The 13,250-nt window shown below is 62.8% G+C and carries 14 protein-coding genes; 1 reads left to right on the forward strand and 13 read right to left on the reverse strand.

What is annotated here, in order from left to right; all coding sequences use genetic code 11:
- Window positions 1–269: 269 nt before the first annotated feature.
- The gene (locus AADW23_RS00395; protein ID WP_341862555.1) at window positions 270–560 is read left to right on the forward strand and encodes a hypothetical protein; all 291 of its coding nucleotides are present in this window, start codon (window positions 270–272) and stop codon (window positions 558–560) included.
- 139 nt (window positions 561–699) lie between these two features.
- Here AADW23_RS00395 and ftsH read toward each other — a convergent pair whose 3' ends face one another.
- From ftsH to AADW23_RS00460, 13 genes are all read right to left on the reverse strand, one after another.
- Complete coding sequence (gene ftsH / locus AADW23_RS00400) at window positions 700–2,613, reverse strand: ATP-dependent zinc metalloprotease FtsH (RefSeq protein WP_341862556.1); 1,914 nt, start codon at window positions 2,611–2,613, stop codon at window positions 700–702.
- 77 nt (window positions 2,614–2,690) lie between these two features.
- Window positions 2,691–3,935 carry a tRNA lysidine(34) synthetase TilS gene (gene tilS / locus AADW23_RS00405; RefSeq protein ID WP_341862557.1) on the reverse strand — a complete coding sequence of 415 codons (1,245 nt, stop codon included), beginning with the start codon at window positions 3,933–3,935 and terminating at the stop codon, window positions 2,691–2,693.
- Window positions 3,932–4,768 carry a tol-pal system protein YbgF gene (gene ybgF, locus AADW23_RS00410; protein ID WP_341862558.1) on the reverse strand — a complete coding sequence of 279 codons (837 nt, stop codon included), beginning with the start codon at window positions 4,766–4,768 and terminating at the stop codon, window positions 3,932–3,934. The genes tilS and ybgF overlap by 4 nt, the downstream gene beginning before the upstream one ends.
- Window positions 4,769–4,772: 4 nt before the next feature.
- On the reverse strand, window positions 4,773–5,288 hold the full coding sequence (pal, locus tag AADW23_RS00415) for a peptidoglycan-associated lipoprotein Pal (protein WP_341862559.1): 516 nt from the start codon (window positions 5,286–5,288) through the stop codon (window positions 4,773–4,775).
- 62 nt (window positions 5,289–5,350) lie between these two features.
- Entirely contained in the window at window positions 5,351–6,688 is a 1,338-nt protein-coding gene (gene tolB, locus AADW23_RS00420; protein ID WP_341862560.1) for a Tol-Pal system beta propeller repeat protein TolB, read from the reverse strand.
- 37 nt (window positions 6,689–6,725) lie between these two features.
- Window positions 6,726–8,387: a hypothetical protein gene (locus AADW23_RS00425; RefSeq protein WP_341862561.1), complete on the reverse strand. Its 1,662-nt coding sequence runs from the start codon at window positions 8,385–8,387 to the stop codon at window positions 6,726–6,728.
- Entirely contained in the window at window positions 8,384–8,881 is a 498-nt protein-coding gene (locus AADW23_RS00430) for a hypothetical protein (protein ID WP_341862562.1), read from the reverse strand. Before AADW23_RS00430 ends, AADW23_RS00425 begins: the two co-directional genes overlap by 4 nt.
- Complete coding sequence (locus AADW23_RS00435) at window positions 8,878–10,005, reverse strand: hypothetical protein (RefSeq protein ID WP_341862563.1); 1,128 nt, start codon at window positions 10,003–10,005, stop codon at window positions 8,878–8,880. Before AADW23_RS00435 ends, AADW23_RS00430 begins: the two co-directional genes overlap by 4 nt.
- A gap of 43 nt (window positions 10,006–10,048) precedes the next feature.
- Window positions 10,049–10,534 (reverse strand): protein TolR, encoded by a 486-nt coding sequence (tolR, locus tag AADW23_RS00440; protein ID WP_341862564.1) that lies wholly within the window; start codon window positions 10,532–10,534, stop codon window positions 10,049–10,051.
- Complete coding sequence (gene tolQ / locus AADW23_RS00445) at window positions 10,534–11,226, reverse strand: protein TolQ (protein WP_341862565.1); 693 nt, start codon at window positions 11,224–11,226, stop codon at window positions 10,534–10,536. Before tolQ ends, tolR begins: the two co-directional genes overlap by 1 nt.
- A 123-nt stretch (window positions 11,227–11,349) precedes the next feature.
- Entirely contained in the window at window positions 11,350–11,760 is a 411-nt protein-coding gene (gene ybgC / locus AADW23_RS00450; RefSeq protein ID WP_341862566.1) for a tol-pal system-associated acyl-CoA thioesterase, read from the reverse strand.
- Window positions 11,757–12,389, reverse strand: coding sequence for a hypothetical protein (locus tag AADW23_RS00455; protein WP_341862567.1), 633 nt, complete (start codon window positions 12,387–12,389; stop codon window positions 11,757–11,759). Before AADW23_RS00455 ends, ybgC begins: the two co-directional genes overlap by 4 nt.
- A complete protein-coding gene (locus AADW23_RS00460; protein ID WP_341862568.1) occupies window positions 12,389–13,216 on the reverse strand; it encodes a hypothetical protein in 828 nt (275 codons plus the stop codon). Before AADW23_RS00460 ends, AADW23_RS00455 begins: the two co-directional genes overlap by 1 nt.
- Window positions 13,217–13,250: the final 34 nt, after the last annotated feature.

A 13,250-nucleotide genomic window follows, 5' to 3' on the forward strand; every position in this document is an offset into this window, starting at 1 on the left:
CATCAACACGACCCCACGTTTCCAAAAGGAAAAATGTGCACGGGGATGGAACAAAAGCACGGTGGTAACCGTATGTTAATAGAGCGGCCCCACATTGGGGTCAGTCACATAACTGGGGAATAACATGCAACTTCATACCATCAGCCTCATGATCTACGCCGGCCTCGCCTTGGGCATGTCCGCTGGAATCGCGATCGTCGCCACCGTGTAATCCGCGACATCGGCCAAATTCCTGCTACACTGCCCTTGAACTAGCAGGAGATACGTTCATGACCGATTCAAAAGAATTCATGGCTCAAGCCAAGGCACAGATGGATGCCTGGTCCGCAGAGATGACCAAGATGCAAGCCAAAATGCAGGAAGCTGGCGAGGCCAGCCAAGCGCAGATGGTCAAGCAGATGGAAGCCCTGAACGATCAGCGCAAGCTTGCCGAAAAGCAGATGGAAGAACTTGGCAAGGCAAACATGAACGCTGCCAAGGACGTGCAGGCCACGATGCAGAAAGCCTGGAAAGACATGGAAGGCCAGATGGAAGAAGCCCGCAAAAAATTCATGGGGTGACGCGACCGCAACATCGGGCCTGACTTTCGCGGCGTTGAACGACGTTCGGTTGGCCCAATGGCGGCGCATCGCGCCCAACAAAAAGCCCCGACCAGTTTGGCCGGGGCTTTCATTTTTCTCTATCTGGAACAGGGCCTGTTCAAGTGGATGGCTCAGGCTCCATATCCTCGGAAGGCTTGGATTTTGGCTTCAACTTCGGGATCGCCGTTACCGACGGGGTGCCGCCGGATGTTGGCGCTTCATCGTCGTCATCACCCCGGTTCAATGGCTCTCCCGCGATCACTTTCGTGATCTCGTTGCCGGTCAGCGTCTCATATTCCAACAAGCCTTGCGCCAAACGCTCAAGATCTTCGCTCCGCTCGGTCAGAATGCGCTTGGCGGTTTGGTAGCCCTCTTCCACCAGTTCCTTAACCTTATCGTCGATGATCTTCTGGGTCGCGGCAGAGTGGTTGGTGCCACCGCCGTAAGCGCCCAGATGGGATTGCTGTTCGTTGGCGTAGTCGACATAGCCAAGCTCTTCCGCGTAGCCGAATTGCGTGACCATCGCACGGGCGATCTTTGTCACCTGCTGGATGTCCGAGGACGCGCCAGAGGTGATGTTTTCTTTGCCGAAGATCAGCTCTTCCGCCACACGGCCACCCATCGCCATGGCGATTTTGGACGTGTATTTGCGGTAGGAAACGCTCAACTGATCCCGCTCAGGCAGGGACAGAACCAACCCCAAGGCCCGGCCACGCGGGATGATCGTGGCTTTGTGGATCGGATCGTGGTCGGGCACGTTCAGGCCCACCACCGCGTGGCCCGCCTCGTGGTAGGCGGTCAGCTTTTTCTCGTCCTCGGTCATCACCATGGAGCGCCGCTCGGAGCCCATCATGACCTTATCCTTGGCACTTTCGAAGTCTTCCATCGTCACGAAGCGCCGCCCGATCCGTGCTGCCATCAGCGCGGATTCGTTGACCAGGTTCGCCAGATCAGCGCCCGAGAAACCGGGCGTGCCGCGCGCGATGATGCGCAGGTCGACGTCGGGGCCCAGAGGCACCTTACGGGCGTGAACGCCCAAGATCCGCTCCCGGCCCTTGATGTCAGGGTTGGGCACTTGCACCTGACGGTCGAAGCGACCCGGACGCAGCAGCGCGGGGTCCAACACGTCGGGGCGGTTGGTGGCGGCGACGATAATGATGCCCTCATTGGCCTCAAAGCCATCCATCTCCACCAGAAGCTGGTTCAACGTCTGTTCACGCTCATCATTGCCACCGCCGTAACCGGCCCCACGGGACCGGCCCACGGCGTCAATTTCGTCAATAAACACGATGCAGGGCGCGTTCTTTTTGGCTTGTTCAAACATGTCGCGCACACGGCTTGCGCCGACGCCCACGAACATCTCCACGAAGTCCGAGCCCGAAATGGTGAAGAACGGCACGCCAGCTTCGCCCGCGATGGCGCGTGCCAGAAGCGTTTTACCGGTGCCCGGAGGGCCCACCAAAAGCGCACCTTTGGGGATCTTGCCGCCCAAACGGCTGAACTTCTGCGGGTTGCGCAGGAATTCCACGATCTCTTCCAGCTCTTCCTTGGCTTCATCAATGCCCGCAACGTCATCGAACGTCACACGGCCATGCTTTTCCGTCAGCAGTTTCGCCTTGGATTTACCAAAGCCCATCGCCCCGCCTTTGCCGCCGCCTTGCATCCGGTTCATGAAGAAAATCCAGATGCCGATCAGGACAAGCACCGGAAGCCACAGGGACAGAATGCTGAGGAAGCCCGATTGCTGCTGCGCCCGCGCTTCGATGCGGACATCGTTGTTCAGCAAGGTGGCGGTGGTTTCCGCGTCCGATGGCGCGATGGTCGAGAACGCCCCTTCGCCGGTGGTAAACTGCACGTTCTCGCCGTCCAGTGTGGCAGAGATTACACTACCGTTTTCAACTTGTTGAACGAAATCGGAATAGGCCACGGTCCGGCTATTCACTTGGCTTTGACCACCTGAAAACAGGTTAAAAAGAGCCAGGATCAGCAGGAACAGAATGACCCAAAATGCGATATTTCTCGCGTTGCCCAAGGCACGTCTCCTCAAACGGGGGAAGGCGCGGGAAAGACCCACGCGTTTTCTCTAAGATAAGCGGTAAGCGGCTGAGTTCAACGTGAAAGCAGGGATGCGACGAATGATCCTTCATCTGAACACAATCGCACGACGTGCTCTGCCCCGAAATTCACCGGCGCAAAGCCTGCGAGGCGGTCGTTATCGAACAGCGCGGGAAGGGTTTGGGCGATATGAAAAGACAGCCCGTCAGGAAGGGCCGCATCTTTGGGCAATTGCGCCCATCCGTCGGGTCCAAGGGCACGAAGGGAGTAGCGCTCAATCCCCTTCCCCGCGACTTCCCACCGTCCGTCCCAAAGGGGCGGTGCCGCCAACGTGTTCTTGAGGGCCGCAAACTCGCGCAGGACTTGAAGGTGGCTCTTGCCGACGCGCACCTCGGCCCCCTGCAACGTCCCGCCGCCGCCGCCAAGGGCGCGATCCAAAAGCCCTTCAAGGGCAGAGGCACGGGGGCGATAAGGTGCGTGGGACACCCACTGAAGGGCGGCCGCCAGAAGGCGAAGTTGGGTATCACGCTCCACCCTCGCGAAAGCATCACGGTCGATCCGCAGATCTCCGAAAGAGCCTTGAGTGACGTATGAGGCAGCCACATCTGCGGCCCGCGCCCACAGCGCCGTACGGGCCCGGTCCATGCGGTGCGCGGTGTCACTTAGCCCCGCTACATCGAGCCCAAGCGCGGCAATCGCCTTGCGCATGCGCACCCGCTCATAGGTGGCATCCTCGTTCGAGGGATCATCGACATAAGGCACTTTCAACACGTCTATGTAGTGGCGCAGGGCGGCCCGTGTCGTTGACAGAAGCGGACGCACGATGTGCCAGCCGCCCATGCCACGGGTGTCCGCCATGGCCGACAACCCCTCTACCCCTGAGCCACGGACCAGGCGCATCAGAAGGGTTTCGGCTTGGTCCTCTTGGGTGTGGGCCAGAAGGACATGGGCGATATCCCCGCGCCAGTCGCCGATCAGGCGCAGGCGCGCGCGACGGGCGGCGTCTTGCAAATTGCCCTGCCCGTCCCAGTGCCAGTTCAGTGTCGTGTGGGGATGCCCGAGCGCGGCGCACTCCTCGGCCACTTGCGCGGCCTCCTCGCAGCTTTCCGGCCGCAATCCGTGATCGACGGTCACCACATGAAGGGCGACGCCGTACACCCGCGCCCATCCATGGGCGAGGGTCAGCATCGCCATGCTGTCGCCCCCACCGCTGACAGCGAGGGCAATTTTCTCTGGAAACTCTGGCCCCAAGAGCCGACCCATCTGGTCGGCGAAGTGTTGGGGCAGGTCTTGGGTCACTGACAGCCCAAGCGCCCCATCTCGGCCTGCGCTTCGGCAACCGACGCCGTGCCCGGGAAGCGCACGGCGACTTCCGCGAGCGTCAGGCAGGCTTCTTCCGGCTGGCCGATCTGCGCCAAGGCCACCCCAAGAGAGGTCAGCGCCGTGGGTGCCCGTGCGTCCTCGGGCCCGGCGGAGAACGCCGCAAGAAACGCCCGCGCGGCGGGGTTCCAACGGCCCTGATTGGCCTCGGCCTCTCCGCGCAGGTAGTGGGCATCGGCCGATAGAGGCGATCCGGGGTAGGTCTCGGTGAAGGACAAAAACAGCGTCGCGGCGTCGGTGTAATCGCCCGCCTCAAACGCGGCATTGGCCCGGTCGTAATCCGATTGCTCCGCCACCGCCAAGCCCGAGGGCTGCGGCGTGGAAGGCAACGGCGTTGCCTGAATAGCCGCCGTGCTGCCCCCACCGGAGGTGGGCGTCACCCCGCCCAAGGACGGCGTTTCTCCAAGCGAGCCAATGTCGCAACCCGGTTCCAATTCGCACAGGCGGAACTCCAGGTCACCGATCCGGTTCGTGCCATCACGCACCACGCTATCGACGTTAAGCTGTAATCGTTCCGTCAGGGATGTCAGCCGCGTCACCTCGGCCTCAATCGCGTTCACCCGGTCCAAGGTCGAGCCGCTGGCCCCAGAACCCGTCGCGCCGCCCGTCGTATTCAACTCGCTCCGCAGGCGCTGGATTTCGACGTAAAGCACCGACAGCTCCTGCCGGATGTCCGCCAAAGTCTGCGTGTTGTCCTGGGCCAGCGAAGGCCCCGCGATCAACGCACAACAAACTGCCAATGCAAGACGCATGCGATCAGGCCCCCAAACCAGCAGAGATCACCGTCACAGCGCGACGGTTCTGGCTGTAGCATGCCTCGGTCGAGCAAATCTGAAGGGGGCGTTCTTTGCCGTAAGAAATCGTGCGCAGGCGCGAGTCTGGCACCCCTTGGCTCACAAGGTATTCCCGCACGGCCGACGCGCGGCGTGCGCCCAGGGCAAGGTTGTATTCCCGCGTGCCCTGCTCATCCGCGTGCCCTTCGATAAGGGCCGTGAACTCCGGGTTCGACAGCAACCACTGCGCTTGCCCCGCCAAAACGCCCTGCGCCTCGGACGACAGAGAGGATTGGTCCACGGCGAACAGAATGCGATCACCGACGACCGAGTTGAAGTAGGCGGGGCTTGTCGGGTCATTCACGCCGCCGGTGCCGATGCCATTCGCGGCAGCCCCTGCGCCTGCACCATCCACGTCACCGTTCAGGCCGCCTTGGGAACAGGCCGCAAGGGCAAGGGTTGCGACCACTAGGGTTGGTTTTAGGAAAGAAAAAGTCATGTGCTCTGATCCTCGGAGCTATTGTTTTGTTCAATATAGCATGGGCGGCTTGCCCGCGCCAATTACGTTTGCAGCGGAGACCATGCCGGGTCGGATGCCATGCCGGGCGTTGCGACCCGTTGCAGGTTCCGCCCCGAGATATCCACCGAATAGACCGCCGGTGCCCCATCATCGCCCGGCGTTTCGCGGGTAAACATGATGACGCGACCGTTCGGGGCCCAGGTCGGGCCTTCATCCAGGAAGGACGAGGTCAACAAGCGTTCTTCCGAGCCATCGGTGCGCATCACGCCAATGTGGAAGCGCCCGTTTTCCTGTTTCGTGAAGGCGATGTAATCGCCCCTTGGCGACCAGACCGGTGTGCCATAGCGCCCCGTACCTGCGGAGATCCTGCGCGGCTCCCCTCCGGTTGCGGCCATCACATAGATCTGCTGTCCGCCCGAACGGTCGCTTTCAAAGGTGATCTCGCTGCCATCGGGCGAGAACGACGGTGCCGTTTCAATCGACGGTGCCTGCGTCAGGCGCGTGCGTGTGCCCGTTGCCAGATCAAGCGAATAGATATCGGTGTTAGACCCATCCACGAGGCTGAACACCACCGATTGACCATCCGGCGCGAAGCGCGGCGAGAAGGTCATGGTTTCCGCCGGGATCGCTTCCAGTGGGCGGCGCTGCACCGTGGCGACGTCCATGATGTAGACCTGCGGGAAGCCACTCTCATAGCTGGTATAGAGGATACGGTCACCCTGCGGCGAGAAGCGCGGGGCCAGAACGATGGCCCGGGAATCCGTGAGATACTGCACGTTCGCGCCATCGTAATCCATGATCGCCAAGCGCTTGAGGCGGGCGTTCTTGGGCCCCTCTTCTGCAATGAAAGCGACGCGGGTATCGAAGTACCCCCCCTCGCCCGTAATCCGCGAATAGACCTGATCGGCCACCGTATGGGCCATGCGCCGCCAGCTGTCGGCGGGGCCAACGAACTGCAACCCTTCACCCAGAGGCGCTTGGCTGAAGATATCAAACAGACGGAACCGCACGACGATCTGACCGTCATCGCGCAGCTCGACTTCACCGGTAATGAGCGCCTGCGCGTTGATCGCTTGCCAATCGGGATAAGCCACGGGGGCGCTAAAGTTGGTGATCTGGCTGATGTAGGCATCCTGCGGGATCTGCCGGAACAGGCCGGTGCCGCGTAGGTCAGCGGCAATCACTCGGCTGACGTCTGCGGCCACATCGCCCGCGTTGCCCTGGGGCAGAAAGGTGGGCAGCGCAAAGGGCAGTGGTTCAATCACCCCTTCGGTGATTTCCAACCGCAATGGGCCTGCCTGTGCAAAGGCAAAGCTTGGCAGAGCCGTGGATGCCGTCAAAGCCGAGGTGGCGCGAATAAACGTGCGGCGGTTCAACATGTGTAACCTCCTTCAAGGAATTCCGATGGGGTACAGGTCATCTAATCCGCACCCCGCTATGATCAAAAATAAGCGTCGTTGGGGCCGTTGCCGCCTCTTGCGCGGTGGCCTCGGCACAGCCCATCAGCGCCGCATGGGCGGCCCTATAGGCCTGCTCTGCGGCGCCAGACACGACATGGGCAAACCCGGTCAGCCGGATGGAGGGGGCCGAGGGCATGTTGGTCTCGTCCAAAGCCACATCGACCGAAAGCTGCGCCCATTGCGCCTCTGCGGGCAGATCAGCCAAGCGCCAGCAAATCATCGCATCGTCCATCATCCGCGCTACCGCCCCGGCGTCAGGGGCGGGCAAGGCCACGGGCGCATCCGGGTCCGTGACTTGCGCGTCCCTTTCGGGCAGGGCCGCAGGGGCCATGACAGGCGAGCGTACGGGGACAACGGGTGCCGCCCCGAACACAACGGCGGCGTGTCCCTCAGCGAAAGGAAACGGCGGTTGGATCGTCCGCGCCATCGCGTCCGGGCCTTGCGCCAGCGCCGAGGGAGGCAAAGCAGACAAGGGGAACGGATCATGGGACGGCATGGCAGAACGCCCAAGCCGCGCCACGGCATCCGGCTGCGGGCTGGCAACGGGTAACAGCGCCGCAGAAAGCTGTGCCACCTGCGGCGAGTCCAGCCTGGCGATTGCCTCCAACGCCCAAGGCCCTGAAGGATGCAGACGCGGCAGGATAGGGGCCTGATCCAAGGGCGGCATCACAAAGGCCACAGTCTGAACGACGGGCCGGGCATTGGTGGGGCTGGTGGACAGGTAGACGGCCGACGACGGTGTCGTAGCGCTTGGGTGCGCAGCGACCAAAGACGCGGCTGCAAGCACCGGTACAGCCGCGGGCGCGGACAGGTCTCGCGCGGTGACCACGGGGGCGGACAAGACCGGCGACGGCACAATCGGGGCGGTCGCCTCGGGCAGAGCGCGCACGGGAACGGCAGAGACTGGCGCCGGCACTTCGGGCACATCCATCAAAGAGACCGGTGCCAAGGCCTCTTCCGGGGCGATGTCATGGGTTTGTGGCACCGTGCGGGGCGCTGCTGTCGTGATCGCGTGGGCGCTTGCTTGCAGCTCTGCGGCCAGCGCCTCAGCCATGGCGGCTGTAGCCTCGGCCTCGGGGCGCGGAGCGGGACGGCGCTCGGAAAGCGCGGCAATTTCCAGAGGGGGGTCTTCCGCGACCGGCGCGGGTGTTGGCTCAACGGTGACTGCGACGGTCGGCATCTCGGGGAGTGACGCAACGGACGCCACCTCAACCGCTGCGTCTGGCGCGAGGTCCACGGGCAGGGCCGCGACTTCTACCTCTTCTTCCACAGCAACATCCGCGACCGCACGGGCGGGGCGGGGCGTGGGCCGGGTATCCGGCACCGCGGGGCGCGCCGCTGTTGAAACCTCAACCGGCGGCGTCAAAAGGATCGAGGTTTCAGGAGCCGTCAGCACGATGACCGGCTCAGGGTCCGATGTGGCGCCCAACAAGGGACCGGACGCAGGGCCTGCGGAAATAAGCGGACCGGATGCGGGCGCTTCCAGCACCGGAGCGGGCGTGGCCGACGGTTCTGACAATCGGGGGTTGCCAATCCACCGCCCCGGCCGGTCTTGCAGGGCCGTCTGTGCCGCCAACGGTGCGGCTAAAATACTGAATACAATTACAAATCGGATCATCGCGTCACCATACTTGCCGCATCGAAGATCATCTCGACCCGCTGCCAGATCGGATGCGTTTCGGGCGGCAGATCAAGGCCCATTTCCGCACAGCGCATAATCGCCCGGAAGGCCGCGCCAAGGGCTTCTTCAGCGGCGTCTTGGGTGCCGTTTTCATAATGGGTCATTTCGATGGATTCGCGGATCAATTGGCCTTCCGGCGTTGTCTCGAACGCGACGTTAATGCGAACCGCTAACGCTTCGTCGGCCAGGTTGGTGACGTTCCAGCAGCTGCGGATCGCGCCGGAAATCCGCGCGGCAATCGCGGCGCGATCAGGGGTGGCAGCCTCAACTTCTGTTTGCGCGACTTGTTCCTGCACGTCTGCCGCAGCGGTAGCCGCGGCGCGGTTCCGCTCCACCAGGTCATCGGGGCGCATCTGTGGCACCACATCGGCGGCAACGGGCGCCGCGCCAAGGGATGCAAGAAGGCTGAGGATCAGGGCAAATCGGGTCATCGCAGGCGCATTCCATCAGGGTTGAAGACCAGTTCAATCTGGCTCCAACGGTCGTAACTTTCGAGAGGCAGGTCAAAGCCGTTGGCACCACAGCGAATAATCGCGCGGCGGGCGGCCTCATAGGCTTGGCGGGCGGCGGCATCCGATCCACCTGAGGATTCAATCATGCGGATCGTGCCCGCATCAGGACGGGCATCGCGGGCCATGTCGAAGGCCAGCACCACGGTCGTCCCCAGTGCCTCGGTCGACAACGCGCCGACGTTCCAGCACGCCTGCACGGCGACGCGGAACCCGTCGCGCACCCCTTGCGACAGCGGCGGGCCAGAGGTCGCGGCGGGCGCAGGGGCCGGATCAGGCGCTGCCACGGCATCGGCCACGGCCGAAGCGATGGCAGCAGCCAAGGGGTCAGTTTCAGCCTCCGACGGCGTTTCGGTCGCCGCGGGTGTCTCTGCCGGGGTTTCAACCGGCGTTTCAGCCGCGACTTCCACGGGTTCTTCTACCGGTGCGGGCCGGGCCGGACGGGCTGTGGGCCGACGCGATGATGTCGGCCCCAGAGGTGCTGCGGCGGGCTCCTCCGCTTCGGTCACGATCTCGGTTGTGGCTTCCTCGGGCGCGGTGTCCGGGGTTTCCTCTACCGGCGTTTCTTCGGCCACCAGCGGTTCGGTGGGTTGCTCCAACACGTCGGGGGCGGTTTCCACATCGGGTTCAGGCAACGGGGCTGCGACGGGGGCCACGCGCGGCGCGCTGTCGGGGCGCGGCGTCGGCGACACCTGAGCGTCCGGCGCCCCGGGGGGCGGGGCCAAGGGGGCTACGTCGTCGATGACAGCGGTATCCGGCACGGGCTCTACCGGGACCGGCGTTTGCTCGGGCGGTGGGGCTTGGGTCTCGGCGGGGGTGTCCTGCGCCGGTGGCGGCGCTTCGGCGGCAGGGGCCGAGGTTTCTTCGGGCGTTGCGGGTTGCTCCAGCGCGGCGGGCTGCACGTCGGCCAGGGGTGCGGGGGCGGCGTTGGTCAGCGCGTCGAATTCCGCCACTGACATCAGCGTCACGCCTGTCACCTGAAACTCTGCCTCGGGGCTGCGATCAAACAGCATGCCACCGAACACCACCCATGCGAGCAGTGCCAAGTGTGCTAGTCCAGAGGCATAGAGAGACCGGCGCATCGTCGCGTCACTCCCCTACTTCCGCGGCGCCATTCAGGCGCGGACCGCCCGCATCTGTGACCAGACCGATTTCCCGAAAGCCGCCCGCGTTCAGCGCACCCATGACTTCCATCACCTGCTCGTAAGGGATGCCCCCATCGGCCCGCACGAAAATGCGCGGGCTGTCGCGTTCTGCGGCAATCGCTTGAAGGCGGGGAATAATCTCGTACCGCGCGACTTCAGTGGTTTGCAGCATCACCCGACCATCGGCGGCGAGCGTCACGGTCAGCGGTTCTTCCTGCTCACTCGGCAAAGCTTCGGCAGAGGTATCGGGCAAGTCAATCGGCACGCCCACAGTCATCAGGGGGGCGGCGACCATGAAAATAATCAGAAGGCACAACATCACGTCCACAAATGGCGTGACGTTGATTTCCGCCATGGGACGCGCGGCACTGCGGCGCCCCCTGCCCCGCCGACGGCCCCCGCCGCCGCGCTGTGCGACCGACGTGCCCATCAGTCCAGCTGCCTGCTCAGCAGGGTCGAGAATTCGTCTGCAAAGCTTTCATAGGTGCCGATGATCCCATCGGCATCGTTGGACAATTTGTTGTAGAGGATCACCGCAGGGATCGCGGCCAGAAGGCCAAGGCCGGTAGCCAAAAGCGCCTCGGCAATGCCCGGTGCCACGACGGCAAGGGACGTTTGCCCGGAAATCGCGATCTCCTGGAACGCCCGCATGATGCCCCAGACGGTGCCGAACAGGCCCACGAAGGGCGCGGTCGCACCGGTGGTTGCCAGAAACGTCAAACCGTTTGTCATCCGCGCGGATTCCCGCGCAATAGCGACGTCCATGGAGCGGTCCACCCGCTGCTGCACGCCGGGGATCAACGCGCCGTCATCGCGCAGGGACCGACGCCATTCCGTCATCCCCGCCACGAAGACCCGTTCCGAGGCCGAACCGGGCGCATCGGCCACCTTGTCATAGAACTCATCCAGCGGCTCACCGGACCAGAAGGCGACATCAAACGCCGCCGCATTGGCCCGTGACCGCCGGAACATGGCGAATTTCGAGAAGGCAATTGCCCAGACCCAAACAGAGGCCACGATCAAAGCGATCATGACCAACTGAACGATCAGGCTTGCACGAAAGAAAAGAGCGATGAGGGTAAAGTCCGCCTCAGTCGCCAACGCGAGCGTTTCCGTTTCCATAAGTCTTCTGCTGTCCTCTGCCCCGGCCTCAACACCGTATGTCACGATAGGGCGCTGATTTTGATGCGCCTCAATTGGGCCTTAGTTTAGCAGGTCGGAAGGGCTATGGCGAATAATTCCGTGTCACGGGCCATCACTTGCCGTAAGCGCTGTGACTTTTGCGCGAATATCCGCCGGAAGACGGGCCGCACGCCCTTGTGTGTTGAGGATAACGACCTTGATCCGGGCCTGAAGCAGCACTTCTTCACCGCGCAGAATCCGCTGAGGCATGTCAAAACTGGCCCCTTTCAGCGTATCGAGTTGCGTCTCGACCACCAATTCATCGTCATAATTGGCGGGTTTCAGGTAGTCCGCCTCGACCCGGCGCACGGCAAAAACAAGACCCGACGCCTTCATGTCGAGTTGCGAAATCCCCGCCTCTCGGACCATCTCGGACCGGCCGCGCTCAAGGTATTTGAGGTAGTTTGCATAATAGACGATGCCCGCCAGATCGACGTCTTCGTAGTACACGCGCAGGGGCCAGCGATGGATCATTGCGCCTGCCCCATCCGGGCGAATAGGCGCAAGGCGTGGGATTTGTCGGTGGCCGAAGCTGGCAAGACGGGATCGTAAGCGGCCCGAATGACTTCGGCGATCTCGGGCTTGAGCACGGCGGGGCCGTCTTCTTTCAGCACTGCCAGTGGAGAGGCGTCCTGGAACGCCGTATCGCTCCAGAGCACAATCGTCTGGACGATTTGCGACAGGGCGATTGTGTCGGCCCCGGCTTGCGACATGGCGGCATCCATACGGATGAAGACGAAAGCGGCCTTGATTGCGCCGTCTTCATCGAAACGGAAACTACGGTATTGATTGGCCTGCGCCGTTTTCAGGCGGGCAACCAAGGGGGTCACGTCCGGGATCAACCGGTCCAGATTGGGCGTCGCGGTCAACTCGTCCCAATCACGCAGGAAGAACACCATCAGGTTCGCGCCCAATTCGGCGTCTTGCTCGTCCATCTTGTGGCCGGCCAAAGCAACGACCGCCTCTATCGCGCCTTTGAAGACCGAGATTGTGCTATCTTCCACGCCGAAGACAATCGGCACAATCGGACGCCCCCAACGGGCGAACAGGAACTGCCCGTCGGCCCGGGTGAACAGGGCTTCAACCTGCGCTGGATCGTTCATTAAAAGCCCTCCGCCACGGCCGCGCGGAAGGCCGGATCACTGGCAAGGCCGAACGCCCGCTCTGCTTCGCCATGAGACCGAATTATCGCGGCCACCGCACCGTCACTGATCCGCATACCAATTGCCCCCATTTCCAGACCACAGGCATGGGGCATACAACCGGTGCCGACAACCCAATCTCCGGCCTGCGCCACAGAGTTGCCAACGCTCAAGCGGATCGCGAGGTCCTGCATCTCCCAAACCTGCATCGCAGTGCCGAAACGCGCCCGCTCGCTGGCGTCTTGCAAAATGGAATAGGCATGTTCGCCAATCCACCGCGTAACGTCATCCCCCGGCCCCGCCGGTGCTTCGCGTGGCGCGTAGTGATCGGTTTCGGAATACGCATCGCCCTGCCAACGGATTGTCGTCAGCGCGACTTCGATATCGCGGTCCAAGCGGTCAACCTCGATCCAATCCTCACCAAAGCGGATATCCATCAAGCGGCCATCGCAGTCGGAAATCTCGCGGCTTGGCACCACGGCGGACGCACTTACCCGCAAGATATAGTAGCCACCACCGCAGGAATTGCCGCCGTGATGATGCGCCGCCACCACCCAATCAATATCCCCCTGCGCGGGCTCACCGACCCATTGCACCCACCAGCGGGCGTTTTCCGGCAACGGCAACTGGGTTTGATTGTGCCACAGGGTAAACTGATAGTCCGAACCCACTGCGTGAATGTCCCCAAAGCGGGTGCTGAGGACCTCGTCATACAGAAAGTCCATTTGCGCAACAGTGGGCGCGGGCAAGAGCATGGCTGCAAGGACAGCGATCAACAAGCGGGTCATGGGGATCTCCTCGGGGCGCATCGTTTTGGTGCCG

Origin of the sequence: Gymnodinialimonas sp. 57CJ19 (genome assembly GCF_038396845.1) — a bacterium.
Taxonomy (GTDB): Bacteria; Pseudomonadota; Alphaproteobacteria; order Rhodobacterales; family Rhodobacteraceae; genus Gymnodinialimonas.

Coding starts and splice junctions, on each gene's coding strand:
- AADW23_RS00395 (WP_341862555.1), top strand. CDS start 270: ATGACCGATTCAAAAGAATTCATGGCTCAAGCCAAGGCACAGATGGAT.
- ybgF (WP_341862558.1), bottom strand. CDS start 4,768: ATGCGTCTTGCATTGGCAGTTTGTTGTGCGTTGATCGCGGGGCCTTCG.
- pal (WP_341862559.1), bottom strand. CDS start 5,288: ATGACTTTTTCTTTCCTAAAACCAACCCTAGTGGTCGCAACCCTTGCC.
- tolB (WP_341862560.1), bottom strand. CDS start 6,688: ATGTTGAACCGCCGCACGTTTATTCGCGCCACCTCGGCTTTGACGGCA.
- AADW23_RS00425 (WP_341862561.1), bottom strand. CDS start 8,387: ATGATCCGATTTGTAATTGTATTCAGTATTTTAGCCGCACCGTTGGCG.
- AADW23_RS00430 (WP_341862562.1), bottom strand. CDS start 8,881: ATGACCCGATTTGCCCTGATCCTCAGCCTTCTTGCATCCCTTGGCGCG.
- tolR (WP_341862564.1), bottom strand. CDS start 10,534: ATGGGCACGTCGGTCGCACAGCGCGGCGGCGGGGGCCGTCGGCGGGGC.
- tolQ (WP_341862565.1), bottom strand. CDS start 11,226: ATGGAAACGGAAACGCTCGCGTTGGCGACTGAGGCGGACTTTACCCTC.
- ybgC (WP_341862566.1), bottom strand. CDS start 11,760: ATGATCCATCGCTGGCCCCTGCGCGTGTACTACGAAGACGTCGATCTG.
- AADW23_RS00455 (WP_341862567.1), bottom strand. CDS start 12,389: ATGAACGATCCAGCGCAGGTTGAAGCCCTGTTCACCCGGGCCGACGGG.
- AADW23_RS00460 (WP_341862568.1), bottom strand. CDS start 13,216: ATGACCCGCTTGTTGATCGCTGTCCTTGCAGCCATGCTCTTGCCCGCG.